The organism is Streptomyces sp. 63XJN7_1_ISO-PGPR-S23-121 (assembly GCF_056173025.1).
The window spans coordinates 2,658,466-2,680,423 of record NZ_CM149653.1 but is presented as its reverse complement, the minus strand read 5'-3'; the positions used below and the strand labels follow the sequence as shown (position 1 = coordinate 2,680,423).

At 74.4% G+C, this 21,958-nt stretch carries 22 protein-coding genes and 3 pseudogenes; 13 read left to right on the top strand and 12 right to left on the bottom strand.

What is annotated here, in order from left to right:
* Positions 1 to 306: a 4a-hydroxytetrahydrobiopterin dehydratase gene (locus AC0VYN_RS11665; protein WP_475535906.1), complete on the bottom strand. Its 306-nt coding sequence runs from the start codon at positions 304 to 306 to the stop codon at positions 1 to 3.
* Between the two features lie 141 nt (positions 307 to 447).
* On the opposite strand from AC0VYN_RS11665, the gene AC0VYN_RS11660 reads away from it, so the two are divergent.
* Positions 448 to 1,263, top strand: a complete 816-nt coding sequence (locus AC0VYN_RS11660) for a helix-turn-helix domain-containing protein (protein ID WP_385462888.1) — start codon at positions 448 to 450, stop codon at positions 1,261 to 1,263.
* On the opposite strand, the gene AC0VYN_RS11655 is transcribed toward AC0VYN_RS11660, so the two are convergent.
* Positions 1,245 to 1,670, bottom strand: coding sequence for a hypothetical protein (locus AC0VYN_RS11655; protein WP_475535905.1), 426 nt, complete (start codon positions 1,668 to 1,670; stop codon positions 1,245 to 1,247). The genes AC0VYN_RS11660 and AC0VYN_RS11655 overlap by 19 nt on opposite strands.
* A gap of 220 nt (positions 1,671 to 1,890) precedes the next feature.
* On the opposite strand from AC0VYN_RS11655, the gene AC0VYN_RS11650 reads away from it, so the two are divergent.
* The 6 genes and pseudogenes from AC0VYN_RS11650 (at position 1,891) to narI (ending at position 5,845) form a co-directional block, all read left to right on the top strand.
* On the top strand, positions 1,891 to 2,754 hold the full coding sequence (locus AC0VYN_RS11650) for a helix-turn-helix domain-containing protein (protein ID WP_475535904.1): 864 nt from the start codon (positions 1,891 to 1,893) through the stop codon (positions 2,752 to 2,754).
* Between the two features lie 37 nt (positions 2,755 to 2,791).
* Positions 2,792 to 3,607 (top strand): SAM-dependent methyltransferase, encoded by an 816-nt coding sequence (locus AC0VYN_RS11645; protein ID WP_475535903.1) that lies wholly within the window; start codon positions 2,792 to 2,794, stop codon positions 3,605 to 3,607.
* Positions 3,608 to 3,709: 102 nt separating this feature from the next.
* Positions 3,710 to 3,917, top strand: a pseudogene (locus tag AC0VYN_RS11640) (hypothetical protein); the annotation flags it as partial.
* Positions 3,917 to 4,633 (top strand): annotated as a pseudogene (locus AC0VYN_RS11635) (nitrate reductase subunit beta); the annotation flags it as partial. The pseudogenes AC0VYN_RS11640 and AC0VYN_RS11635, both read left to right, overlap by 1 nt.
* Positions 4,633 to 5,127: a nitrate reductase molybdenum cofactor assembly chaperone gene (gene narJ, locus AC0VYN_RS11630; RefSeq protein WP_475535902.1), complete on the top strand. Its 495-nt coding sequence runs from the start codon at positions 4,633 to 4,635 to the stop codon at positions 5,125 to 5,127. The pseudogene AC0VYN_RS11635 and the gene narJ, both read left to right, overlap by 1 nt.
* Positions 5,124 to 5,845 (top strand): annotated as a pseudogene (gene narI / locus AC0VYN_RS11625) (respiratory nitrate reductase subunit gamma). Before narJ ends, narI begins: the two are co-directional and overlap by 4 nt.
* Positions 5,846 to 5,872: 27 nt before the next feature.
* On the opposite strand, the gene AC0VYN_RS11620 reads toward narI, so the two are convergent.
* The 4 genes from AC0VYN_RS11620 to AC0VYN_RS11605 form a co-directional block, all read right to left on the bottom strand.
* A complete protein-coding gene (locus AC0VYN_RS11620) occupies positions 5,873 to 6,298 on the bottom strand; it encodes an OsmC family peroxiredoxin (protein ID WP_161163892.1) in 426 nt (141 codons plus the stop codon).
* Between the two features lie 123 nt (positions 6,299 to 6,421).
* Positions 6,422 to 7,828, bottom strand: coding sequence for an amino acid permease (locus AC0VYN_RS11615; protein ID WP_475535901.1), 1,407 nt, complete (start codon positions 7,826 to 7,828; stop codon positions 6,422 to 6,424).
* Positions 7,829 to 7,912: 84 nt separating this feature from the next.
* A complete protein-coding gene (locus AC0VYN_RS11610) occupies positions 7,913 to 10,039 on the bottom strand; it encodes a phage holin family protein (RefSeq protein ID WP_475535900.1) in 2,127 nt (708 codons plus the stop codon).
* A gap of 135 nt (positions 10,040 to 10,174) precedes the next feature.
* A complete protein-coding gene (locus AC0VYN_RS11605; RefSeq protein WP_475535899.1) occupies positions 10,175 to 10,576 on the bottom strand; it encodes a hypothetical protein in 402 nt (133 codons plus the stop codon).
* Positions 10,577 to 10,659: 83 nt separating this feature from the next.
* Here AC0VYN_RS11605 and AC0VYN_RS11600 point away from each other — a divergent pair, with 83 nt between their 5' ends.
* Together AC0VYN_RS11600 and AC0VYN_RS11595 are read left to right on the top strand one after the other, a co-directional pair.
* Positions 10,660 to 11,433 carry an MBL fold metallo-hydrolase gene (locus AC0VYN_RS11600; RefSeq protein ID WP_475535898.1) on the top strand — a complete coding sequence of 258 codons (774 nt, stop codon included), beginning with the start codon at positions 10,660 to 10,662 and terminating at the stop codon, positions 11,431 to 11,433.
* Positions 11,430 to 12,056, top strand: a complete 627-nt coding sequence (locus AC0VYN_RS11595; protein WP_475535897.1) for a DedA family protein — start codon at positions 11,430 to 11,432, stop codon at positions 12,054 to 12,056. The genes AC0VYN_RS11600 and AC0VYN_RS11595 overlap by 4 nt, the downstream gene beginning before the upstream one ends.
* Before the next feature lie 69 nt (positions 12,057 to 12,125).
* Here the strand turns inward: AC0VYN_RS11595 and AC0VYN_RS11590 are convergent, their stop codons facing one another.
* The 4 genes from AC0VYN_RS11590 to AC0VYN_RS11575 form a co-directional block, all read right to left on the bottom strand.
* A complete protein-coding gene (locus tag AC0VYN_RS11590) occupies positions 12,126 to 13,187 on the bottom strand; it encodes an MBL fold metallo-hydrolase (protein ID WP_475535896.1) in 1,062 nt (353 codons plus the stop codon).
* Positions 13,184 to 14,503: an aminotransferase class I/II-fold pyridoxal phosphate-dependent enzyme gene (locus AC0VYN_RS11585; protein WP_475535895.1), complete on the bottom strand. Its 1,320-nt coding sequence runs from the start codon at positions 14,501 to 14,503 to the stop codon at positions 13,184 to 13,186. The genes AC0VYN_RS11590 and AC0VYN_RS11585 overlap by 4 nt, the downstream gene beginning before the upstream one ends.
* Before the next feature lie 175 nt (positions 14,504 to 14,678).
* Positions 14,679 to 15,875, bottom strand: coding sequence for a hypothetical protein (locus tag AC0VYN_RS11580; RefSeq protein WP_475535894.1), 1,197 nt, complete (start codon positions 15,873 to 15,875; stop codon positions 14,679 to 14,681).
* Between the two features lie 164 nt (positions 15,876 to 16,039).
* Positions 16,040 to 16,834 carry an RNA polymerase sigma factor SigF gene (locus tag AC0VYN_RS11575; RefSeq protein WP_475535893.1) on the bottom strand — a complete coding sequence of 265 codons (795 nt, stop codon included), beginning with the start codon at positions 16,832 to 16,834 and terminating at the stop codon, positions 16,040 to 16,042.
* 386 nt (positions 16,835 to 17,220) lie between these two features.
* On the opposite strand from AC0VYN_RS11575, the gene AC0VYN_RS11570 reads away from it, so the two are divergent.
* The 3 genes from AC0VYN_RS11570 to AC0VYN_RS11560 all read left to right on the top strand — a co-directional run bounded on the left by AC0VYN_RS11570 (position 17,221) and on the right by AC0VYN_RS11560 (position 18,701).
* The gene (locus AC0VYN_RS11570; RefSeq protein ID WP_475535892.1) at positions 17,221 to 17,613 is read left to right on the top strand and encodes a DUF2795 domain-containing protein; all 393 of its coding nucleotides are present in this window, start codon (positions 17,221 to 17,223) and stop codon (positions 17,611 to 17,613) included.
* A gap of 22 nt (positions 17,614 to 17,635) precedes the next feature.
* A complete protein-coding gene (locus AC0VYN_RS11565; protein WP_385462940.1) occupies positions 17,636 to 18,067 on the top strand; it encodes a CBS domain-containing protein in 432 nt (143 codons plus the stop codon).
* A 94-nt stretch (positions 18,068 to 18,161) separates the two neighbouring features.
* Complete coding sequence (locus AC0VYN_RS11560; RefSeq protein ID WP_451693033.1) at positions 18,162 to 18,701, top strand: type 1 glutamine amidotransferase domain-containing protein; 540 nt, start codon at positions 18,162 to 18,164, stop codon at positions 18,699 to 18,701.
* A gap of 114 nt (positions 18,702 to 18,815) precedes the next feature.
* Here AC0VYN_RS11560 and AC0VYN_RS11555 read toward each other — a convergent pair whose 3' ends face one another.
* Positions 18,816 to 19,094, bottom strand: coding sequence for a DUF6158 family protein (locus AC0VYN_RS11555; protein ID WP_385462946.1), 279 nt, complete (start codon positions 19,092 to 19,094; stop codon positions 18,816 to 18,818).
* A 60-nt stretch (positions 19,095 to 19,154) separates the two neighbouring features.
* Between AC0VYN_RS11555 and AC0VYN_RS11550 the strand changes: the two genes are divergently transcribed.
* On the top strand, positions 19,155 to 20,279 hold the full coding sequence (locus AC0VYN_RS11550) for a baeRF2 domain-containing protein (RefSeq protein WP_475535891.1): 1,125 nt from the start codon (positions 19,155 to 19,157) through the stop codon (positions 20,277 to 20,279).
* A 19-nt stretch (positions 20,280 to 20,298) separates the two neighbouring features.
* Here the strand turns inward: AC0VYN_RS11550 and AC0VYN_RS11545 are convergent, their stop codons facing one another.
* The gene (locus AC0VYN_RS11545) at positions 20,299 to 21,918 is read right to left on the bottom strand and encodes an ABC-F family ATP-binding cassette domain-containing protein (protein WP_475535890.1); all 1,620 of its coding nucleotides are present in this window, start codon (positions 21,916 to 21,918) and stop codon (positions 20,299 to 20,301) included.
* Between the last annotated feature and the right edge of the window lie 40 nt (positions 21,919 to 21,958).

The following is a 21,958-nucleotide window of genomic DNA, read 5'->3' as shown; positions in this document are numbered from 1 at the left end:
TCAGTGTGCCCCGTGACCCCCTGCCAGGTCCTCCACCCTGCGGGCGAGCTCGAGGTCCTTCCCGGTGACGGCGCCGCCCACGCTGTGGGTGTTGACCGCCAGGGTCACCGTGTTGTAGCCGAGGGTCAGGTCCGAGTGGTGGTCGAGTTCCTCCTGCACCTGCGCGATGTGCACGACCATCGCGGTCGCCGCGAAGTGCGAGCCGAGGCGGTAGGCGCGGGTGAGGCGGTCCCCGTCGAGGGACCAGCCCGGCAGCTCGGCCAGCCGCTCCTCGATCTCCTTCTGCGACAGCGGTTCCACGGGCATGGGCTGCGCTCCTCGTCTGCTGGCGTACGGGCACGGCGCCGTACGGTTCGGTTCCCCTCCCAGCCTGCCACAGCACGGCCGCCGCGGCCCTGGTCAACGGCTCGGTGAGGCCGGGGTCCGCGGTCGGCTACCGTTCCGCGTATGACCGTACTCATGTCCGGTACCACCCCCACCGCCCAGGGCGTGGGTCCGCTGCTGCGGGCCTGGCGGGAACGGCGGCGGATCAGCCAGCTGGAACTGTCACTGCGCGCCGACTCGTCCGCCCGGCACATCAGCTTCATCGAGACGGGGCGTTCCCGGCCGAGCGAGGAGATGGTGCTGCGGCTCGCCGACCGGCTCGACGTCCCCATGCGCGAACGCAACGCGTTGCTCCTCGCGGCGGGTTACGCCCCGCACTATCCCGAGACCCCGCTGGACGACCCGGCGCTGGACGCCCTGCGCGAGGGCATGGAGCGCCTGATCAGGGGCTACGAGCCGTATCCCGCGCTGGTGGTCGACGCGAGGTACGACGTGCTGGCCGCCAACCGGGGCATCGCGATGCTGATGGACGGCCTGCCCGAGCACCTGCTGGTGCCCCGGCCGAACGCGATGCGGCTCGCCCTGCACCCAGAGGGTCTGGCCCCGCGCATCCGCAACCTGCGCGAGTGGCGGGGGCACCTGCTGGAGCAGATGCGGCGGCAGATCGCCCTGGACCGCTCGCAGCCCCTGCGGGCGCTGTACGAGGAGGTCGCGGCCTACCCGGTGCCGGACGACGCCCCGGGCGAGGAACCGGACGAGCCGGTGCCGTACTTCGCGCTGCCGTTGCGGATCGAGCACGAGGGCCGGACGCTGTCGTTCATCTCGTCCATCTCCACCTTCAACACCCCGATGGACGTGACGGTCGCCGAGCTGGCCATCGAGACGCTGCTCCCGGCCGACCCGGCGACGGTGAAGTACCTTCACACGCTCATGTCCTGACGCTCCCTCAGTGCCGCGTACTGCAGCAGCGCGAAGCCCGTGACCACGAGCGCCTGGAGCACCGTCCACACCGCGCCGGCCGTGGTGGGCGAGAGCCAGAGGGCCAGGGCGGCGACACTCAGCGCCGACCAGGCCAGGTTGGCCTCCACCACGGCACGCACCGCGAGGGCGGGAGGCCGCCGGCGCGCGGCCAGCAGGCCCACGGCCGCCGCGTACACGGCGAGGAACGCGCCGAGGCCGAGCAGCAGCCCGGAGCCGGCCCCGAGGAAGCGGCCCAGCGGCCCGGACAGGGCGAGGTAGACGAGCGCGTTGGTGCCGGTCACGGCCGCGTCCAGGGCCAGGAAGCGGCGGAGCATGAGCTGGGGCTCGAAAGTGCGGGCGAGTGCGGCGAGCTGGTTCGTGGACATGGCGGGTCACCCTCCGTCGGGACAGGCGCGGCTGCGGGGGACCGGGGGCCGGGCCGGAGTGCGCCGGTCCGGCCCCCGGTGTGCTCTCCACGATCCCGCCCGGACGGGAGACGGTCGATTACCCGAGGGGTAATGCCGCCGCCGCACCCCGCCCCCTGTGAGACCGGCGACGGGACATGGCAGACTGCGGGCGGACTTGGGCGCGTTGGGGAGGCGTGGCGTGAGTGAGCGGCGGGTGGCACCCACCGTGGGCCAGGTGGTGCTCGGCAAGCGCCTCCAGGAACTGCGGGAGACGGCGGGCCTGAAACGCGAGGAGGCCGCCAAGGTCCTCCGGGTGGCCCCGGCGACCGTACGGCGCATGGAAATGGCCGAGGTCGCGCTGAAAATACCGTACGTCCAGATCCTGTTGTCGGAGTACGGCGTGCCCGACGACGAGGTCGCGGCGTTCGTCGCGCTGGCCGAGGAGGCGAACCGGCCGGGCTGGTGGCAGCGCTACACCGACGTGCTGCCGGACTGGTTCAGTCTGTACGTGAGCCTGGAGGGCGCGGCACGGATCGTCCGCTCCTACGAACCGCACTTCGTGCCCGGCCTGCTCCAGACCGAGGACTACGCGCGCGCGGTCCTGGACGACGGGACGATCGGGACCGAGGGGCGCGAGGCCGTCGAGCGGCACGTGGCCCTGCGCATGGAACGGCAGCGGCTGCTGGACCGGCCGGACCCGCCGCACCTGTGGGTGATCATGGACGAGACGGTGCTGCGGCGCCCGGTGAGCATCCACGGCCGGGTGATGCGCGACCAGCTCGACCGGCTGCTGGAGTTCGCCGCCCGGGACCGGGTGACCCTCCAGGTCGCCGAGTTCGGGGACGGTCCGCACCCGGGGACGTACGCCCCGTTCACCCTGTTCCGCTTCGCCGAGCCGGAGCTGCCCGACCTGGTCTTCACCGAGTACCTGACCGGCGCGCTGTACCTGGACTCCCGCCAGGAGGTCTCCACGCACCTGGAGGTCCTGGACCACATGGCGGCGCGCGCCGCCTCCACCCAGCGCACCGAGAAGATCCTGCGGGAGTACCGCGAGAACTACTGACCGGCCACCGACACCGCTTCGAGGGAGAAGACCGCGCATGACCGGATCCGACGCCGCCGCCACCCCGATCGACACCAGCAGGCCGCACCCGGCCCGCGTCTACGACTGGTGGCTGGGCGGCAAGGACAACTACCCCGTGGACGAGGAGCTGGCCCGGAAGATCCTCGCCACGGACGACACCGCGGTGCGCGGGGCGCGCGCCAACCGCCGGTTCATGCAGCGGGCGGTCCGCACGGTCGCCGAGGCCGGCATCCGCCAGTTCCTGGACATCGGCACGGGTATCCCCACCGAACCCAACCTGCACCAGGTGGCCCAGGGCGTCGCACCCGAGGCGCGGGTGGTGTACGCCGACAACGACCCGATCGTGCTCCGGCACGCCGAGGCGCTGCTGCACGGCTCGGCGGAGGGCAGCACGGACTACGTCCACGCGGACGTCCGGGACCCGGACACCATCCTGCGGCTGGCCGGGAAGAGCCTGGACCTCGGGCGGCCCGTCGCCCTGTCGCTGGTGGCCCTGACGCACTACCTCGGGGACGCGGTGGACGGCGACGACGCGCACGGCCTGCTGAAGCGGTACGCCGACGCCCTCGCGCCGGGCAGCCACCTGATCCTCTCGCAGGTCACGCCCGACCTGAACCCGGAGGCGGTCGGGCGGGCCGCCGGGCTGTTCGCCCGCAGCGGCACGCCGTTCTACCCCCGCTCGCTCGCCGAGTTCACGCGGTTCTTCGACGGCCTGGAGCTGCTGGGCCCCGGCGTCATCCCGGTGACCGGGTGGCGGCCGGACCCCGAGGACGTGGCGGCCCAGACGGAGGGCATCGTCCCGGTGTACGCGGGGGTGGCGCGCAAGCCCTGAGCGGTTCCCACGCCGCGCGCCCCTGACCCGTACGGGCGCCGCGGACGGGTGGGCGGTCCCCGCGGCGCCTAGGTTCGCAACCAGGCGAGCAAGGGAGCGCACGTGACCGACACGCGGACACCGCCCACCGAGCCGGGCGCGGCGCTGCTGCGTGCGGGCCGCTTCTTCCGGCCCGGCACCGCCGCCCGCGACCTGGCACAGCATCGGGCTGGTCGGCGGCCGGGAGTCGGACGCGTTCTACCGGGACCGCTGGAGCCACGACCAGGTCGTGACCTCCACGCACGGCGTGAACTGCACCGGCTCCTGCCGCTGTACGAGGCGCAGCTGGGGGTCTTCCTCGATCCCGGGGACCGCGAGGTGCGCCGGGCGGCCGAGGCCGCGGGGATCCCGCACGACTGGCTGGAGGCGGCCCGCCGCTCCCCCGTGCACGCGCTGGTGAGCACGTACCGGGTGGCACTGCCGCTGCATCCCGAGTTCCGCACCCTGCCGATGGTCTGGTACATCCCGCCGCTGTCGCCGATGGTGGACGCGCTGACGGAGACCGGGCACGACGGCGAGGACGCGGACAACCTGTTCGGGGCGATCGACACGCTGCGCATCCCGCTGGAGTACCTGGCGGAGCTGTTCACCGCGGGTGACGTCGCCCCGGTGCGGGCGTCCCTGGAGAAGCTGGCCGCGATGCGCTCCCACATGCGGGCGGTCAACCTCGGCGAGGACCCCGACCCGTCGGTGGCGGACGCCGTCGGCATGACGCCGACCGCGGTCGAGGACATGTACCGGCTGCTGGCGATCGCCAAGTACGAGGAGCGGTACGTCATCCCCACGGCCGCCGTCGGGGACGCGCGGCGGCTGGAGGAGTCCGCGCTGCCGGACACGTGCAGCCTGGACGTGGACGGCGGCCCCGGCATGGGCGGCGACGGCCCGTTCGGCCAGGACTCGGGACGCCGGCGGCTGCCGCTGGTGCCGGTGGAGAACTTCCACCTCCTGCGCCGGCGGCAGACCGCGGACGACGAGAGGGGGGTGTGATGCCCGGCTTCGAGGTCCTGTACCAGGCGGCGGCGCTCTGCCTGACCTACCCCGACGACGACTTCCGCGCCCGGCTGCCCCTGCTGCGGGAGGCCGCGCCGCAACTGCGGGAGTTCACCGACCACGCGGCGGTGACGCCGCAGGGCGCGCTCCAGGCGCACTACGTGGAGGTCTTCGACTTCAGGAACCGGCACAGCCTGTACCTGAGCTGGTGGACCGACGGCGACACCCGGCGGCGCGGCATGTCGCTGGTCCGTTTCAAGGAGCTCTACCGCGCCCACGGCCTGGAGTTAACCGGCGAGGAGCTGCCCGACTTCCTGCCGGCCGTGCTGGAGTTCACCTCGCGCACCGGCGACCTGGGCCTGCTGGTCGGGCACCGCGACGCCCTCGGCGAGCTGCGCTCCCGGCTCACCGCCTTCGGCACGCCGTACGCGCATGTCCTGGACGCCGTGTGCGCCACCCTGCCGCCCGCTCCGAGCGGAGCACGCCGATGACCGTCTTCCTCTGGGGCGTCCTGCCCTACGCCGCGTTCGCCCTGCTCGTCGCCGGCCTGGTCTGGCGGCACCGCTACGACCGGTTCGGCTGGACCACCCGCTCGTCCCAGGTCTACGAGTCGAGGCTGCTGAACATCGCCTCGCCGGTGTTCCACTACGGCATCCTGTTCGTGCTCGCCGGCCACCTGATCGGGCTGTTCGTCCCGGCGTCGTGGACGCGGGCGGTCGGCGTCGACGAGCACGCGTACCACCTGTTCTCGCTGTTCGGCGGCACCCTCGCCGGAGCGCTCGCGGTCGCCGGGATCGGCCTGCTGGTCTACCGGCGCCGTACCAACGCGCCGGTCTTCCGCGCCACCACGGCCAACGACAAGGTCATGTACGTCTTCCTGCTCGGCGCCATCGTGCTCGGCATGGTCGCCAAGCTCTCCGACACCTCCGGCAACGGCTACGACTACCGCGGCACCGTCGCCCCCTGGGCGCGGAGCCTGTTCACCCTGCACCCGGACACGGGGCTGATGGAGGGGTGCCGGTGCTGTACCACGTGCACGCGGTGATCGGGATGGTGCTGATCACGCTGGTGCCGTACACCCGGCTGGTGCACATGTTCAGCGCCCCGGTGCAGTATCTGTTCCGGCCGTACGTGGTGTACCGGTCGCGCGACCCCAGGCAGCTGGGGCCGCGCCCGGACCGGCGGGGGTGGGAGCGGGCCGGGTCGTAGCAGGCCGCCGGGCCCGGCTCCCGGGGGTCAGGCGAGCTTGGCCGACAGGGTGATGGTCGTGCCGGTGAGGGCCTGGCTGACCGGGCAGTTCTTCTTGGCGTCCTCGGCGGCGGCGACGAACGCGTCGTTGTCGATGCCGGGGACGGTGCCCTCCACGGTGAGGTGGATGCCCTTGATGCCCTCACCCGGCTGGAAGGTGACGTCGGCCGAGGTGGTCAGCTTGGTGGGCGGGGTGCCGGCGCCGGCCAGGCCGTGCGACAGCGCCATGGAGAAGCAGCTGGAGTGGGCGGCGGCGATCAGCTCCTCCGGGCTGGTCTTGCCGTTCGCCTGCTCGGCGCGCGACGGCCACGACACCGGCTGCTCGCCGATGCCGGACGAGTCGAAGGTGACGACGCCGCTGCCCTCGAGCAGGTTGCCTTCCCAGACGGTGTGTGCGGAGCGCGTGGTTGCCACGACGAGTCCTTTCCGGATTCCCTTGCGGTACTGGGGTGGTGGGATCCCGTGCCCGGGTTCCCACCCCCATCCGATCACACTCCGGCCCGGCTCACCCGGAAGACCGGTCCCCGCGCAGCGGGTCTACCGTGCGGCGGGGCCGGTCTGCCGCTGCCGCCGGGCCGCCATCACCGCGTAGACCAGTACTCCCGCGAACAGGAACAGCACGCCCTGGTAGACCGCCGCGTAGCCGGCGCCCGCGACCAGCCACAGGGAGAACGCGGCCGCCACGGAGGCGATCACGGCGTCGCGCACCAGCCGGGCGCGGTTCACGCGCTCGCCCTGTCCGGAGAGCAGGTGGTAGAGCTGCGCGGCGGTGGCCAGCAGGTAGGGCACGGTCGCGGTGAAGGTGGTGACGAGGACCAGGACCTCGAAGACCTTCGCCGAGCCGGACGTGTAGTTGTAGACGGTGAGGAGGGAGGCCAGGACGACGGTGACGCCGACGCCGACGGTGGGGACACCGCGCCGCTTGCGGGCGAAGGCGGCGGGGAACAGTCCGTCGCGGGCCGCCGCGTAGGGGGTCTGGGCGCTGAGCAGCGTCCAGCCGTTGAGGCAGCCGGTCATCGACACCAGGGCGGCGAGCGCGACGGCCCAGCCGCCCCAGGCGCCGCCGAACATGGCGTTCACGGCGTCGGAGAAGGGGGCGGTGGATCCGGCCAGGCGGTCGTGGGCGACGGTGCCGAAGACGGAGAGGGTGCCGAGCAGGTAGACGAGCGCGGCGCCCGCGGTGCCGATGACCGTGGCCCGGCCGACCGTGCGGCGCGGGTCCTTCACCTCGCCGGCGCTGACCGCGGCGGACTCCACGCCGAGGTAGGAGAAGAGCAGGATCGCGGCGGCGGCGGAGACCGCGCCGATGCCGCTGCCGCCGCTCGCGTTGAAGGGGCCGAGGTTGTCCGGGTCGAAGAAGAACAGTCCGCCGACCGCGACGAGCAGCAACGGCGCGAACTTCAGCACGGTGGACACCAGCTGGACGGCGCCCACGTAGCGGGTGCCGGCGAAGTTGGCGAGCGCCGGCAGCCACTGGATGACGAGCGCGGCCAGGCACGCGGTCCAGCGGTGGCCGTTGACCGGGATCAGGACGTCGAGGTAGCCGACGGCGGCGACGGCGAGCGCGGCGTTGGACACCCAGGTGGTGATCCAGTACGCCCAGGCGGCGAGGAAGCCGGCGAAGTCCCCGAAGGCGCCGCGGGCGTAGACGTAGGGGCCGCCGGTGCGCGGATCGCGGGCGGCGAGCCGGCCGAAGACCAGGGCGAGGGCGATCGCGCCGATGGTGAGCACGCCGAAGGCGAGCAGGCTGATGGTGCCGAACGGGGCGACGGAGGCGGGGAGCAGGAAGATGCCGCCGCCGATGATGTTGCCCATGACCAGGGCGGTGGCGACGGGCAGCCCGAAGCGGCGGGCGTGCTTGGTGCCGCCGGATTCCGGGGCGGGGGCGGCGGGGGTCTCCTGCGGAGCCGGAGCCGGTGGGGGGACGGTCCCGGGGACGTGCATGGGGTGGTACGCCTTCCTTGGAACTGGTGCCCGGGATCGCCGGGACGGCGTCCATGGTCCGGCACCACCACGCATTGCTCCAAATCAGGCCGTTTTGTCCTGTGCGAGCCCCTCCGGGACCGCAAAAGGTGAGCCGTCGTGGCCCCGCGGCCGGGAATCGTCCAGCGGCACCTGCGGGCCGTTGGACTCACGCAGCCAGCGGCGGAGGATCCGGTGGACCTGCTCGGCGCCGACGACGTCCGCCCCCTCGCCGTCCGGCGCGGACAGGACGACGGGCGACAGCAGGAAGGACCGGGACTGGGCGCCGCCGAGTCCGCCGTGGGAGCCGATCTGCTCCTCGAAGGCGAGGACCTCGCCGTCGACCGGGTCGTGGAAGGAGTTGACCATGACGTCGGCGGCGTGCGGGAAGGTGTGCGTGCGGCGCACGGCGTCCGCGGCGCCGGGGCCGAACGGCGCGAGCGGGCCGGGGTCCTCGTCGAGCCGGTCCAGCGGGATCTCCGCGCCGCGCGCGCCGAGGACCAGGCCGCCGTGCTTCTCGCTGCGCACGAGCAGGAAGCCGACGCCGGGGTGGTTGGCGAGGGTGGGCAGCAGCGCCGGATGGCGGGCGTCGATCTCCTCGCGGCTCATCCGGTGCGGCACGTCCGGGAAGGAGACGAGGCCGAGGTTGCCGGAGGCCAGCACGACCGGCTCCGAGTGGCGGTCGGCGGCGGGACGGTATTGCTCGCCGCTCTCCTCGACGGGCCGGTGCAGGGCGGCCCGTACGGCGGAACGCGCCTCGGCGCCGCTGCGGGTGCGGCGCGCCCGGCGGGGCACGGGCAGTCCGCAGCCCGCCCGCACCAGGTCGGCGAGGGTGAGCCCGTAGCGGGCGCGGAAGGTCTCGCCGGGGCTCTGGCCGTGGTCGGACAGTACGACGATCCGGTACCGGCGGGGGGCGTGCTCGGCGACCTTCTCGATCAGCGCGAGGGCCCGGTCGAGCCGCTGGAGGACCTTCGCGGCGTCCCGGCTCCGCGGTCCGGAGTGGTGCGCGACCTCGTCGTAGGCGACCAGGTCGGCGTAGACGGCGGTGCGGCCGGCGAGCATGTCGCCCATCACGGCGGCGACGACGACGTCGCGCTCGACGACGGTCGCGAAGGCGCGCACGAAGGGGTAGAGGCCGCCGCGGGAGACGCGCGGGCGGACCTTGCGGACGCGGGCGCGGGTGGACTGGCCGATCTCCCGGCCCACCTCGGCGACGAAGGACATGGCGGTGCGGACCGCGTTGGCCGGGTCGGAGAAGTAGGCGAAGTAGCCGGACCGGGATCGGTTCTCCGGGCTGCGGCGGCGGGTGGCTATGGACAGCACGAGGGCCTGCTCGTCGGCGCCGCCGCTGAACAGGTTCCCCCGGCTGGCGCCGTCGAAGGTGAGCAGTCCGCCGTCGCCGGTGTGTTCGATGGCTCGTCGCTGGAGGTCGGCGGCGCTGGTGGGGCGGTTGCAGACGACCACCTCTCCGCTGTCCTTCTCGTACCAGCGGAACGCCGGGACGTCGTGGTTGCTGCCGTGCAGGATGCCGAGCTGGCTGGCGCCGGTCTGGCTGGACCAGTCGGTGCGCCACGGGGCGAGCCGGTGGGTCGCGGAGGAGCCGTCGCGGCCGAGCCAGCGGGCGGCGGTGGGCATCAGGCCCTCGTCAACCGCGTCCAGCAGCACGTCGTGGCCGACGCCGTCCAGTTGCAGGAGGACGGTGCCGGGGCCGGTCGGGCAGGGCGGGCCGGATCTGCGGCGGCGGTCGGCGAGCCGGTAGAGCCGGCGCCGGTAGGCGTCGTCGTCGCGCACGGCCAGAGCGCCGCCGGTGGCCGAGGCCACGGCGGACATCACGGCGGCCACCACCACGGCCGTCTCGGGGGCGACGCCGCCGCGCGCGGTCGGGTTCACGTCCAGGGCGAGGAGCAGCAGCCCGCCGTTGAGGAAGAAGACCAGCAGCCCGAGGACGAGCGCCGGCACCAGCAGCAGCAGCCGCACCAGCAGCGGCCACACCAGCGCCGAGAGCAGACCGAACGCGCCGGCGCCGACCGCGGCGGTGACCGCGATGTCGGTCGCGCTGTCGCCGTCGGGGGACTGGAGCCGGAAGTCGGGGAGGATCCCCGCGAGCACCAGCATGGTCACGGTGGAGACGGCCCACACCGCGATGCTCCGGCCGACCTGACTGGCGCCCCGCCGCCAACGCCCTCCACCCACGCTCCGCACACCTCACGTCCCGGCCCGCAGTCCGCGCGGGCCCTCCCCACCCTGCCACAACGCTCCGGGACGCCTGTTTGTCCCCCCTGGTCCGGTTCACCCGGGACCCGCCCGATACCCCGTGGGCGTCCGCCGTCAGCGGCCGTCGTACCCGGCCGTCGGCATGGACAGTCTGCGGTGCACGCACGCCTTCATCCGGGCGTCGTACGCCGGTTCCTCGTGCCCCACCGTCTCCACCCGCACCCCGCGCCGCGCGCACTCCGCGGTGAACTCCTCCACGGAGGACAGCGCGCTCTCCAGCACCCGGCGGCTGGGCGCCACGAACACGTCCTGACCGGGGCGCACGCCGTCCCAGAGGGCGTCGTGGTCGGGCCGCAGGCCACGGACCAGCAGTTCCCGGGTGATCACGTAGCCCTGCTCGGCGGCCCAGCGCGCGCACATGGCGTGCTGGCTGCGGGAGTCGACGAGGAACGGATCGTCGTCCAGCTGCTCCAGCGGCGTCAGACTCGCGATCGCCGTCACGCGTAACGGCCTCATGGTGTCCCCCTCACCTCCCCCTTTCGCCGCCGACCCTACTCCTGGACGTAGGCTTCGGGGAGTCGCGCGAAGGAGGCAAAGAGGTGCCGGTGGAGCTCACGTGGTGGGGTCACGCCACCTGCACGGTCGAGGACTCGGACATACGTGTGCTCACCGACCCGCTGTTCGTCCGCAGACTGGCCCATCTGCGCCGCAGACGGGGCCCGGTGCCCTCGCCGGAGGCCCGGCGCGCGGACGTGACGCTCGTGTCCCATCTGCACGCCGACCACCTGCATGTGCCCTCGCTCGCGCGGCTCGCGCCGGGCACGCGCCTGCTCGTGCCCCGGGGCGCACGACGGGCGGTGCCGGGGCTGCGCCGGCTGGGGCACCTGAGGCTGACGGAGGTCGCGCCCGGCGACGAGACGACGGTCGGCGACCTGCGCATACGCGCCGTGCCCGCGCGGCACGACGGGCGGCGGCTGCCGCTGGGCCCGCACCGCTCCCCCGCGCTCGGCTACGTCGTCGAGGGCGAGGGACGTACGTACTTCGCCGGGGACACCGGGCTGTTCGACGGGATGGAGAAGGAGGTCGGGCCGGTCGACGCGGCGCTGCTGCCGGTCGGCGGGTGGGGGCCGTACCTCGGCGCGGACCACCTGGACGCCGGGCGGGCCGCCGAGGCGCTGGCCCGGCTGGCGCCGTCCGCGGCGGTGCCGGTGCACTACGGCACGTACTGGCCGATCGGGATGGACGCCGTGCGCCCCCACGAGTTCCACACGCCGGGCCACGAGTTCGTGCGCCTGTCGGCGCTGCGCGCGCCGGGCATCGCGGTGCACCGGCTGGGACACGGCGAGAGCATACGGGTGGAGGTCGCGAGGTGACCTTGCTGGGCACCGCCGTGACGAGCATCCCGACCGAGCCGACGCAGCAGGCGCTGGGCTATCCGTCGCTGTTCCTGCTGGTGCTGATCGGAGCGCTGGTGCCGGTGGTGCCGACCGGCGTGCTGGTGAGTTCGGCGGCCGTGGTGGCGATGCACCAGACGTTGCCGTTCGCGCTGCTGATGGTGTTCGCGACGGCGTCGCTGGCCGCGTTCTGCGGGGACATGACGCTGTACTGGCTGGGGCGACGGGGGGGCGGTTCGAAGAACGGCTCGCGCTGGCTCGAGGTGATCCGGTCCCGGGCGCCGGAGGACCGGCTGGAGCAGGCCCAGGAGAAGCTCGCCGACCACGACGTCGCGGTGCTCGTGCTGTCCCGGCTGGTGCCGGCCGGCCGGATCCCGGTGATGCTGGCCTGCCTGCTGGCCGAGTGGCCGTCGCGCCGTTTCGCCAGGGGAAACCTGCCCGCCTGCCTGGCCTGGGCGGTGACGTACCAGCTGATCGGCATTCTGAGCGGCTCGCTGTTCAGCGAGCCGTGGGAGGGCGTGGCCGCCGCGATCGCGCTCACGGTGCTGGTGAGCGCGGCGCCGAGCGCGTGGCGCCGCCTGCGGGGGCCGGCGAAGGCCTAGGGCGGGGTCGGCGGGCCGGGTGCGGACCGCAGGCGTACCGGCGGGCCGCGCGGCCCGCCGGGGCACCGTTCACTCCTCGCCCAGCACGCGGGAACCGCCGACGGGCAGGTCCCACAGGTCCTCCCGTGGCAGCCCCGCCTCGTGCCACGCGGCGCGTACACGGGTGAGCGGCTCCATCACCGGTTCCGCCGACAGGACGAAGGTGCCCCAGTGCATCGGCGCCATCCGCCGGGCCCCGAGGTCCTGGGCGGCACGGACCGCCTCCTCCGGGTCGCAGTGCACGTCGCGGAGCCACCAGCGCGGGTCGTAGGCGCCGATGGGGAGCAGCGCGAGGTCGATGCCGGGGTGGCGGCGGCCGATGCGCGAGAACCAGTGGCCGTACCCGGTGTCGCCGGCGAAGTACACGCGGCGGCCGTCGGCGTCGGTGAGGACCCAGCCGCCCCACAGGGTGCGGCAGGTGTCGGTGAGGCTGCGCTTGGACCAGTGGTGGGCCGGTACGAAGTCGAAGCGGACCGTGCCCAGCCGGGCGCCCTCCCACCAGTCCAGCTCGGTGACGCGGGTGAACCGGCGCCGGCGGAACCAGCGGCCGAGCCCGGCCGGGACGAACACCGGGGTGTCGCGCGGGAGTCTGCGCAGCGTCGGGGCGTCCAGGTGGTCGTAGTGGTTGTGGCTGATGACGACCGCGTCGACCCGCGGCAGGGAGCTCCAGGGGACGCCGACGGGGGTGACGCGGGCCGGGGTGCCGAGGATGCGGTGGGACCAGACGGGGTCGGTGAGCACGGTGAGCCCGCCGATGCTCACCACCCAACTGGCGTGTCCCGCCCAGGTGACGGCGACGGTGCGGGCGTCCACGCGGGGCAGCGGCCCGGGTGCGTACGGCAGCCTGGGGATGTCGGCCAGGCCCTCGGGGCCGGGTCTGACCGCGCCCTCGCGGGCGAATCTGGCGAAGGCCTTGAGTCCGGGCAGCGGTGCGGTCAGGCGGTCGTGGAAGGTCCGCGGCCAGAACCGGCGTTCGGCCAGCGGCCTAGGCTCGGCCAGCGGCGGGAAGGGGGCGTACGGGCCCGGCGGTGTGGGGGCGTGGTGGTCCTGGACGGGCGTGGTGCTCGCGGTCGGCCGGGGCTGCTGCGTCATCGGGGAGGCTCCCATCGCTGAGCGTCGCGGAGATCGCCGAAGACCGTCTTCAGGCCGATCAACGCGCCTTGCACGTGCGGAAGTTCCAACGGATCGGGAGAGGTGAGGCATTCCGCGCGCCGTTCGTCGGTGTCGCCCGGGAACGGGCCGGTGGACAGCCGGACGCGCAGCGCGAGGAGGTCGTCGCCGAAGCGGTGGCCGCCGGGGGCGGGCATGCCGAGCCGGGCGGTGAGGAAGTCCTCCAGTTCCTGGGCGTCACCGACGCCCCGGGCGCCGAGCGCCTCGCGCAGCGGGCCGAGGTCGGCGTACAGGTGGCGGCCGGCCTGCGGGGGCCGGGCGGTGGCGCCCGCGGCGACGACGGTGGCGTGCACGGCGGCGGCCAGGCGCGCGTGCAGGCGTACGGCGGCCGAGCGTCGGGCGGTGACCGGCTCGGGTTCGGCGAGCGCGTACCCGGCCGCGGCGGCGAGGGGCGCGGCGACGCGGGCACCGAGCGCGGTGAGGACGTCGAGCACGCGCGCGTGCAGGCCGTTCCCGGCGGCCGAGGCGGGGAAGCGGGCGATCGCGGCCGGCCAGCCCGGCGGCAGCAGCGCGCCGGCCAGGTCGGTGACGACGGTGACCCGCTCGGGCAGCATCTCGGCAGGGCTGAGCAGCACCGTGGCGTGCGGGTCGTGCAGCGTGTCGCGCCAGGTCTCGTCACTGACGAGGTGCAGTCCCTCGCCCGCGGCGGCCTCGACGGTCTCGTGCAGCAGCTCGGGCGGCGCGACGGTGCCGGTGGGGTCGTCGGCGACGGACAGCACGAGCAGGCGCGGGTCGCCGCCCTCGGCACGGATGCGGCGCACGGTCTCCAGGAGGGCGTACGGATCGGGGACGCCGCCCGACTCGGCGGGGGTGGGTACGTGGAAGACGGGCCGGCCCAGCAGCCGCGCGTACGGGGCCCACCAGGCGGCGCAGGGGCGCGGCACCAGGACGTCGCCTCCGAGGGCGGCGGTCAGCGCGAGCAGCAGGGCGTTGGCGCCGGGGGCGGCGGCCGCGTGGTCCGGGTCGGTGGGCAGGCCGCGCCGGTCCCAGTAGCCGCAGGCGGCGTCCAGGAGGGCCGGGGCGCCTCCTGCGGGTTCCTCGTGGGCGCGGCCCGCGGCGGCGGCGAGGACGGCGGACAGTTCGGGCAGCACCGGAAGTCCGTCGCCGGGCAGGTGGGGGCCGCGGCGGACGGTGCCGTGGTCCTCGGGCGCGGGGCCCGCGCTCGTGTGGGCGGGCTCCCCGCCCCCGGGCGCCACGGGGCGTTCGGGGACGTCGCCTTCGGGGTCCGTCCACCGCATGGTGCCTCCGCAGTCCGTGGTGCCGAGTCCTGCCGCGGCCGGGGCGCGGTCCGCTTCGCGGCCGTGCTCCGGTCACGCTCCGGTCGTGCAACCAAGTACCCACCGGGCCGCCCGGCCATGGCTCCGGCCCGCGTCGCGTCCGTCACCGTGCCGACCGGTCCGGGCCGGCCGCGGGTCAGTGGTCCCGGGTCTCCCGTCGCAGTCGCAGCCGCAGCCGGTACGCGGCCCCGCCGAACGCACCCGCGATCAGGACGCCGCCGGCGGCCAGGGCGGGCACGGAGTCGGTGAAGGACCCTCCCGTGCCGGCCTGCACCCCGTGGTCCGCCGTCCCGTCGCCGCAGGGCGCGCCCCAGGTTGTGGGCTCAGGGCACGGAGGCCGGGTCGTGCAGGGCGTGCCGTGCCCGCCCGTCCCGCCGTCCCCGCGCGCGGTGGAGAGGCGGGACGGCACGGCAGCGCCGGCGAGCGCGGACCCGGCCTGGGGCACGGCGCCGTCGTACGGGACGGGCGCCTCGCCGGAGGAGGACTCGCCGTCCGGCACCGCCTCGTCGCCCGGCACGGTCTCGTCGTACGGCATGGCCTCGTCGCCCGGGACTGTCTCATCGTCCGGCACGGCCGGCTCGGCGTACGGCACGGCCGGCTCGGCGTACGGCACCGGCTCGTCGCCGGGTACGGCGGCGCCGTCGCCCGGTACGGCGGCGCCGTCGCCCGGTACGGCCGGCTCCTTGCGCGGCACGGTCGGCTCGTCGTGCGGGGCGGCGGACGGGGGGCAGGAGGGCTCGGGGGTGGCGGTCCCCCAGGAGCGGGTGGGCTTGGGGGTGGCGGTCCCCCAGGAGCGGGTGGGCTTGGGCGTCGCGGTCCCCCAGGAGTGCGTGGGTCCGGGAGTCGCAGTGCCCCGGGATCCGGTGGGCTCGGGGGTGCCGCTCTCCCGGGACACGGTCATCGCCGCGCTCCACGGCCGGCCGTCACCGCCGGCTCCCCCCGGGCAGGTGCCGTCCACGGTCGACGGCACGTCCGGGCCCGCCGCGTCGGGGTCGCTCCCGAGGTCGCCCGCGGAGGCCGTGCGCGCGGTCCCCCGGTAGGCGGTCCCGCCGTCGCCGCCCTTCACCCTCAGCAGCGCGACGGTGCCCCCGTCGAAGGCCGGCGAGACCGCGTCGAGGGCGTCCGGGGCGGCCGCGACGGCCGGGCCGCAGTCGACCGAGACGGTGACGGTGTCCCCCGGTGCGACGGCGGCCGGGCTGACCTCGGCAGCGGGTTCACCGGTAGTGGACGGCCGTGGGGTGCCGCCCGGGTCCGCCGCGCCGGATCCGGCGAAGACACCGAGGGCGGCACTGGCCAGAACGGCGGCGGACAGGACGCGGGGGGTGCGGCGCATGGGTTCGGGCTCCTTCGAGCGACGGCTGCGAGGGCGCGGCACTCGCGCCCTCGGCCATCACAGCCCGCCCGGACCGGTGGCGCGCGCCGCCGTGCGCCGTTCGCGGGACCGGGGCGCCCGTGCGGGTGAGGAATACGTTTCGTACCCGCCGCCGCGAAGCCGGGTCAGGCCGCCGGGTCCCGCAGTACCTGCTTCCGCACCCGGTCGCAGCACCGGCTGATCAGCCGGGAGACGTGCATCTGGGAGATGCCGAGCTGCTCGGCGATGCGGCTCTGGGTCATGTCGTCGAAGAACCGCATGTAGAGGATGGCGCGCTCCCGCTCGGGCAGGGCGGCCAGCCGCTTCCCGACGGCCACGCGGTCGACGACGGTGTCGAGGGCCGGGTCGGGGGCACCGAGACCGTCGGCGAGCGAGTAGCCGTCCTCGCTGCCGGTGACCTCGGCGTCCAGGGAGAGGGCCGTGAAGCTGTCCAGGGCCTCCATGCCCACGCGGACGTCCTCCTCGCCCAGACCGGCGTGTTCGGCGATCTCGGCGACGGTGGGGCTGCGGCCGGAGGTGGTCCGGGAGAGGTCCTGACCGGCGACCCGGACGCGGTTGCGGAGTTCCTGGACTCGGCGCGGCACGTGCAGGGTCCACATGTGGTCGCGGAAGTGCCGCTTGATCTCGCCGGTGACGGTGGGGACGGCGTAGCTCTCGAACGCGCTGCCGCGCGTGGGGTCGTACCGGTCGACGGCCTTGACGAGGCCGAGGGCGGCGACCTGCCGCAGGTCCTCGTAGTTCTCGCCGCGGCTGCGGAAGCGTCCCGCGATCCGTTCGGCCATGGGCAGCCAGGCCTCGACGATCCGGTCCCGGACCGCGTCGCGCTCCGGGCCCTCGGGAAGGGCGGCGAGGCGCCGGAAGGCGTCCGCCGTGTCGGGGGCGTCGTCGTGGGGGTGCTTCGTGCCGGCTGGGATCGGCATGCGCGCAGCTCCTTCGGAGTGCGGGGTCCTGTCGTGGCGCCGGACGGAGGTCCGGGCGACGCGGGCCGGCACTGGGGCTCGTGGGGCTCTCCGGGGCCGGGGCGGGCGCCGGTGGTGCGACGACACGGCCCTGCGTTCGGGCGGTCACCGTGGGAGGGCGTCCGGAGCCCGGACGGACGCGTCCGTGGCGGCGTCGCGCCGCTCCCACGGGCGTGCCTCCTGTCCGAAGCACTGAACCTGCGCCTGCCCTCGCGCCCCGGCCCCAAACATTCCGGCGCGGCCGGGTTCCGTCCGCGCGAATCCGGCCCGACGCGTCCGGGTGAATCCGTGTCGGCCGTCGGTGGCCGGGTACGCGGTCCGCACCCCCTGAGGATGTGGAGGGAGACATGCAGCGAGGCAGTGACCGGATGAGCGTCCACCGCGACGACGAGATGAAGCACGAACTGCAGGGTCTGCTCAGGTCCGGGCACCCCACCCGCAGTGAGGAGTGGAACGACCCGGAGCCGACCGCCGAGGACGATCCGGAGGTCATGCACGGGCCGGTGACGCCGGGCCGCGGGCCGACGTACCTGGAGGCGCTCCGCCTGGAACTGGCCCGGAACCTGACCCGGGGCACCTTCCCCGCGGGTCCCCGGGAGCTGGGCCGCGCCCTGCGCCGCGGCAACGCGCCCGACGCCCTCGTCGAGGGCATGGAACGCCTGCCGGACAAGGCACGCTACGACAACGTCCAGGAACTGGCCGTCGCCCTGACCGAGAGCGGTGGGCCCGAGGGCGCGTAGGCGCCGGAAAGGGCGGGCCGTGATGGCCGAGTACGTGAGGGACGTCATGACTCCGGGTGTGGTCGCCGTCCGCCCGGACTCCTCCCTCGTCGAGGCGGCGCAGCTGATGCGCACGCAGAACATCGGTGACGTGGTGGTCGCGGACGGCCAGGACGTCGTGGGAGTGCTGACCGACCGGGACATCACCGTGCGGGCCGTGGCGGACGGCACCGACCCGATGGCGGTGAGCGTCCGCGCGGTCTGCACCCCCGATCCGCTGACGGTCTCCCCCGGTGATCCGGTGGCGGACGCCGTCACGCTGATGCGTGAGCACGCCGTGCGCCGGCTGCCGGTCGTGGAGGACGGGCTGCCGGTGGGGATGGTGAGCCTCGGCGATCTGGCCGAGGCCCGGGACCCCGCCTCGGCGCTCGCCGACATCAGCCGCGCGGAGCCGGACGCGAGGGACGGCACCTGACAGCGACCCGCGGGGCCGCGGCCCCGCGACCGAACGTGACACGCGCGCCGGCCGGCGCCACCCGCCGGCGGGCGCAGAAAGGAAGACGAACCACATGCGTATCGCATTTCTGACCGCACCCGAGGGCGTGGAGCAGGTCGAGCTGACCGAGCCGTGGCAGGCAGCGAAGGACGCGGGCCACGAGCCCGTGCTCGTCTCCACGCAGTCCGGTGAGATCCAGGCCTTCAACCACCTCGACAAGGCGGACACGTTCCCGGTGGACGAGGTGGTGGGCGACACGTCGGCCGACTCGTTCGGCGGGCTGGTCCTGCCGGGCGGCGTGGCCAATCCGGACTTCCTGCGGATGGACGAGAAGGCCGTGGCGTTCGTGAAGGACTTCTTCGAGCAGGGCCGACCGGTGGCCGCGATCTGCCACGCCCCGTGGACGCTCGTCGAGGCGGACGTCGTACGCGGACGGGTGATGACCTCGTGGCCCAGCCTGCGGACCGACCTCGGCAACGCGGGCGCCACCTGGGTGGACGAGCAGGTGAAGGTCTGCGACCACGGCAACAACATCCTGGTCACCAGCCGGAAGCCGGACGATCTCAAGGCGTTCTGCGAGACGTTCCTCGCGGAGTTCGCCAAGGCCGGCTGAGCCCCGGCCGTGCACGGGCCCGGCCGGCCGCGCGTTCCCGACGCGTGGGCCGGCCGGGCCCGTGCGCGTTCGCCGCACGCGGGCACCGCCGGGCCGGGGCCGGGACCGCGTGCTTCAGGCGCCAGGGGCGGCGCTCTCGCCGGAGGTGCGCTCCCGGGCGCCCTCGCGGGTGCGGCCCGCGGCGACCGGGCGCCGGGGGTTGCGGCGCAGCCATTCGCCCTCGAGCTGCGCCATGCGCTCGTTGTGGGCCCTCAGTGCGTCGTTCGACCCGTACAGCAGGGTGTCGTGGCGCGTGCGGTGGATGGTCTCCAGCTCCTTCATGAGCTGCTGGTCGTCCAGACGGCCCGGGTCCACTCCGGCCGGGGCGCCGTCCCGCGTGTCGTGTTCGTTCATGCGGTCCGGGTACCCGCCCCGGAAGCACTACCACCCCCGAGCGGCATCCGGGAGGGAGCCATGGAACTCGCCTTTCTGCATCCACTCTACGAACACCAGGGGCCTTGGGCCTCCGTGTACGTCGACCTCTCCCAGCACACCGAGGACACGCCCCACGAGCGTGAACTGACCGCCGCCGCGGTGGCCCGGGAGCTGGCCGCACAGGGCGCTGACGACGCGACCTGCCGGGCGGTGCGGGAGGCCGTGGAGGGACTGCGCCACTCCAGCGACCCGCACGGGCGGGCGCTGTTCGCGCGGGCCGGCGAGGTGGTGCTCGACCCGCCGCTGGCGCGTCCCCCGCAGGGGGGCACCGAGGCCCACTGGGCGCCGCTGCCGCGCGTGGCGCCGCTGCTGGAGCTGGCGGGCGAGGATCCCGTGTGCGTCGTGGCGTACATCGACCGCAAGGGTGCCGACTTCGAGCTGCGCAGCGCGCTGGGCAGCCGGGACGCGGGCTCGGTGACCGGCCGGCCGTGGCCCCTGCACCGGTCGAGCAGCTCCGACTGGTCGGAGCGCCACTTCCAGCTGCGGGTGGAGAACACCTGGGAGCACAACGCGGCGGAGATCGCGGACGCGCTCGCCGTGTGCCAGGAGGAGACGGGTGCCGACCTGCTGATCCTGGTCGGTGACGACCGCGAGCGGCGGTCGGTGCACGAACGGCTGCCCAAGCGGCTGCAGGACCGGGTGGTGGAGGCCGCGCACGGCGCGGGCAGCCGGCTGCTGGACGCCGACGTGGAGCGGCTGCGCGAGGACAACGTTCGCTCGCGGGCGCGGGACGACCTGGGCAGGTTCCTGGCCGCCCGTTCACCCGACGGCGAGGGACGGGCCGCCGCGGCGGAGGGCGTACCGGCGTTGGTCGAGGCCGCCCGGGAGCACCGCATCGACGAGCTGCTGATCATCCCGGACGGTCCCGACACCCACCGCGAGGTGTGGATCGGCGAGGACGCCGACCAGCTGGCGGTGCGCCGTACGGAGCTCAGGACGCTCGGCGAGCAGAACTCCTGGTCGGCCCGCGCGGACGACGCGCTGCTGCGGTCGGCGGTGATGACCGGTGCTCCGGCGATCTCGGTGACGGCGGCCCGGCCGCGGGAGGAGGCGGCGGACGACGCGCCGGTGGGCGGCCTCGGCGCACTGCTGCGCTGGCGGTGACGCCCCCTGCCCCGGCCGGCTACCGGGCCCGCTCCACCCGCCGTTCGTCCCAGACCGGCTCCGTCGTCTCGCGGACGCGGCCGTCGCTCCCGAAGACGAGGTAGCGGTCGAAGGAGCGGGCGAACCAGCGGTCGTGGGTGACCGCGAGGACCGTGCCCTCGAAGCCCTCCAGGCCCTCCTGGAGGGCTTCGGCCGACTCCAGGTCGAGGTTGTCGGTCGGCTCGTCGAGCAGCAGGGCGGTGACGCCCTCCAGTTCCAGCAGGAGGATCTGGAAGCGGGCCTGCTGGCCGCCGGAGAGCCTGTCGAAGGCCTGCTCGGCCTGCTGGGTCAGCTCGTAGCGGCGCAGCCGGGACATCGCGGCGCCCCGGTCCTGGGCGTGTTCCTTCCACAGGATGTCCAGGAGGGTGCGGCCCAGCAGTTCGGGATGCGCGTGGGTCTGCGCGAAGTGGCCCGGCAGCACACGCGCGCCGAGTTTCCAGTGGCCGCTGTGGGCCACGTCGTCCCCGGCGAGCAGGCGCAGGAAGTGCGACTTGCCGGAGCCGTTGGAGCCGAGGACGGCGACCCGTTCGCCGTAGAAGACCTCCAGGTCGAAGGGTTTCATCAGGCCGGTGAGTTCCAGGTTCTCGCAGGTGACCGCGCGGATCCCGGTGCGGCCGCCCTTCAGGCGCATCCGGATGTCCTGCTCGCGGGGCGGCTCGGGCGGCGGCCCGGCCTCCTCGAACTTGCGCAGCCGGGTCTGGGCGGCCCGGTAGCGGGAGGCCATGTCGTGGCTGTTCTCGGCGGCCTGACGCAGCGTCAGGACGAGTTTCTTGAGCTGCGCGTGCTTCTCGTCCCAGCGGCGGCGCAGCTCCTCGAAGCGGGCGAAGCGCTCGCGGCGCGCCTCGTGGAAGGTGGTGAAGCCGCCGCCGTGCACCCAGGCGTCGGCGCCTGCGGGGCCGGGCTCGACGGAGACGATCTTCTGGGCGGCGCGGGCGAGCAGCTCCCGGTCGTGGGAGACGAACAGCACGGTCTTGCGGGTCTCGGCCAGCCGATCCTCCAGCCAGCGCTTGCCCGGCACGTCGAGGTAGTTGTCCGGCTCGTCGAGCATCAGCACCTCGTCGGTGCCGCGCAGCAGCGCCTCCAGGACGAGTCGTTTCTGCTCGCCGCCGGAGAGCGTGCGCACCTGCCGCCACTGGGCCTTGTCGTAGGGGACGCCGAGCGCGGCCGTGGTGCAGATGTCCCACAGCGTCTCGGCCTCGTACCCCTGGGCCTCGGCCCAGTCGGCGAGGGCCTGCGCGTAGCGCATCTGGGCGGCCTCGTCGTCGACCGTCATGATGGCGTGCTCGGCGGCGTCGACGGCGCGCGCGGCCTCGCGGATGCGGGGCTGCGCCACGGACACCAGCAGGTCGCGCACGGTCGTCTCGTCGCGCACGGAGCCCACGAACTGCCGCATCACCCCGAGCCCGCCGCCGACCGTGACGGTCCCGCCGTGCGGCTTGAGCTCCCCGGCGAGCAGGCGGAGCAGGGTCGTCTTGCCCGCGCCGTTGGGTCCGACGAGGGCCACGACGGCCCCCTCCCCCACCCGGAAGGAGACGTCGCCGAGCAGCGCCCTCCCGTCGGGGAGGTAGTACTCCAGGTGCGCGGCTTCGAGATGACCCATGGGAACGGATTGTGCGGCTCGGGCCGCCTGCCGGACAAAC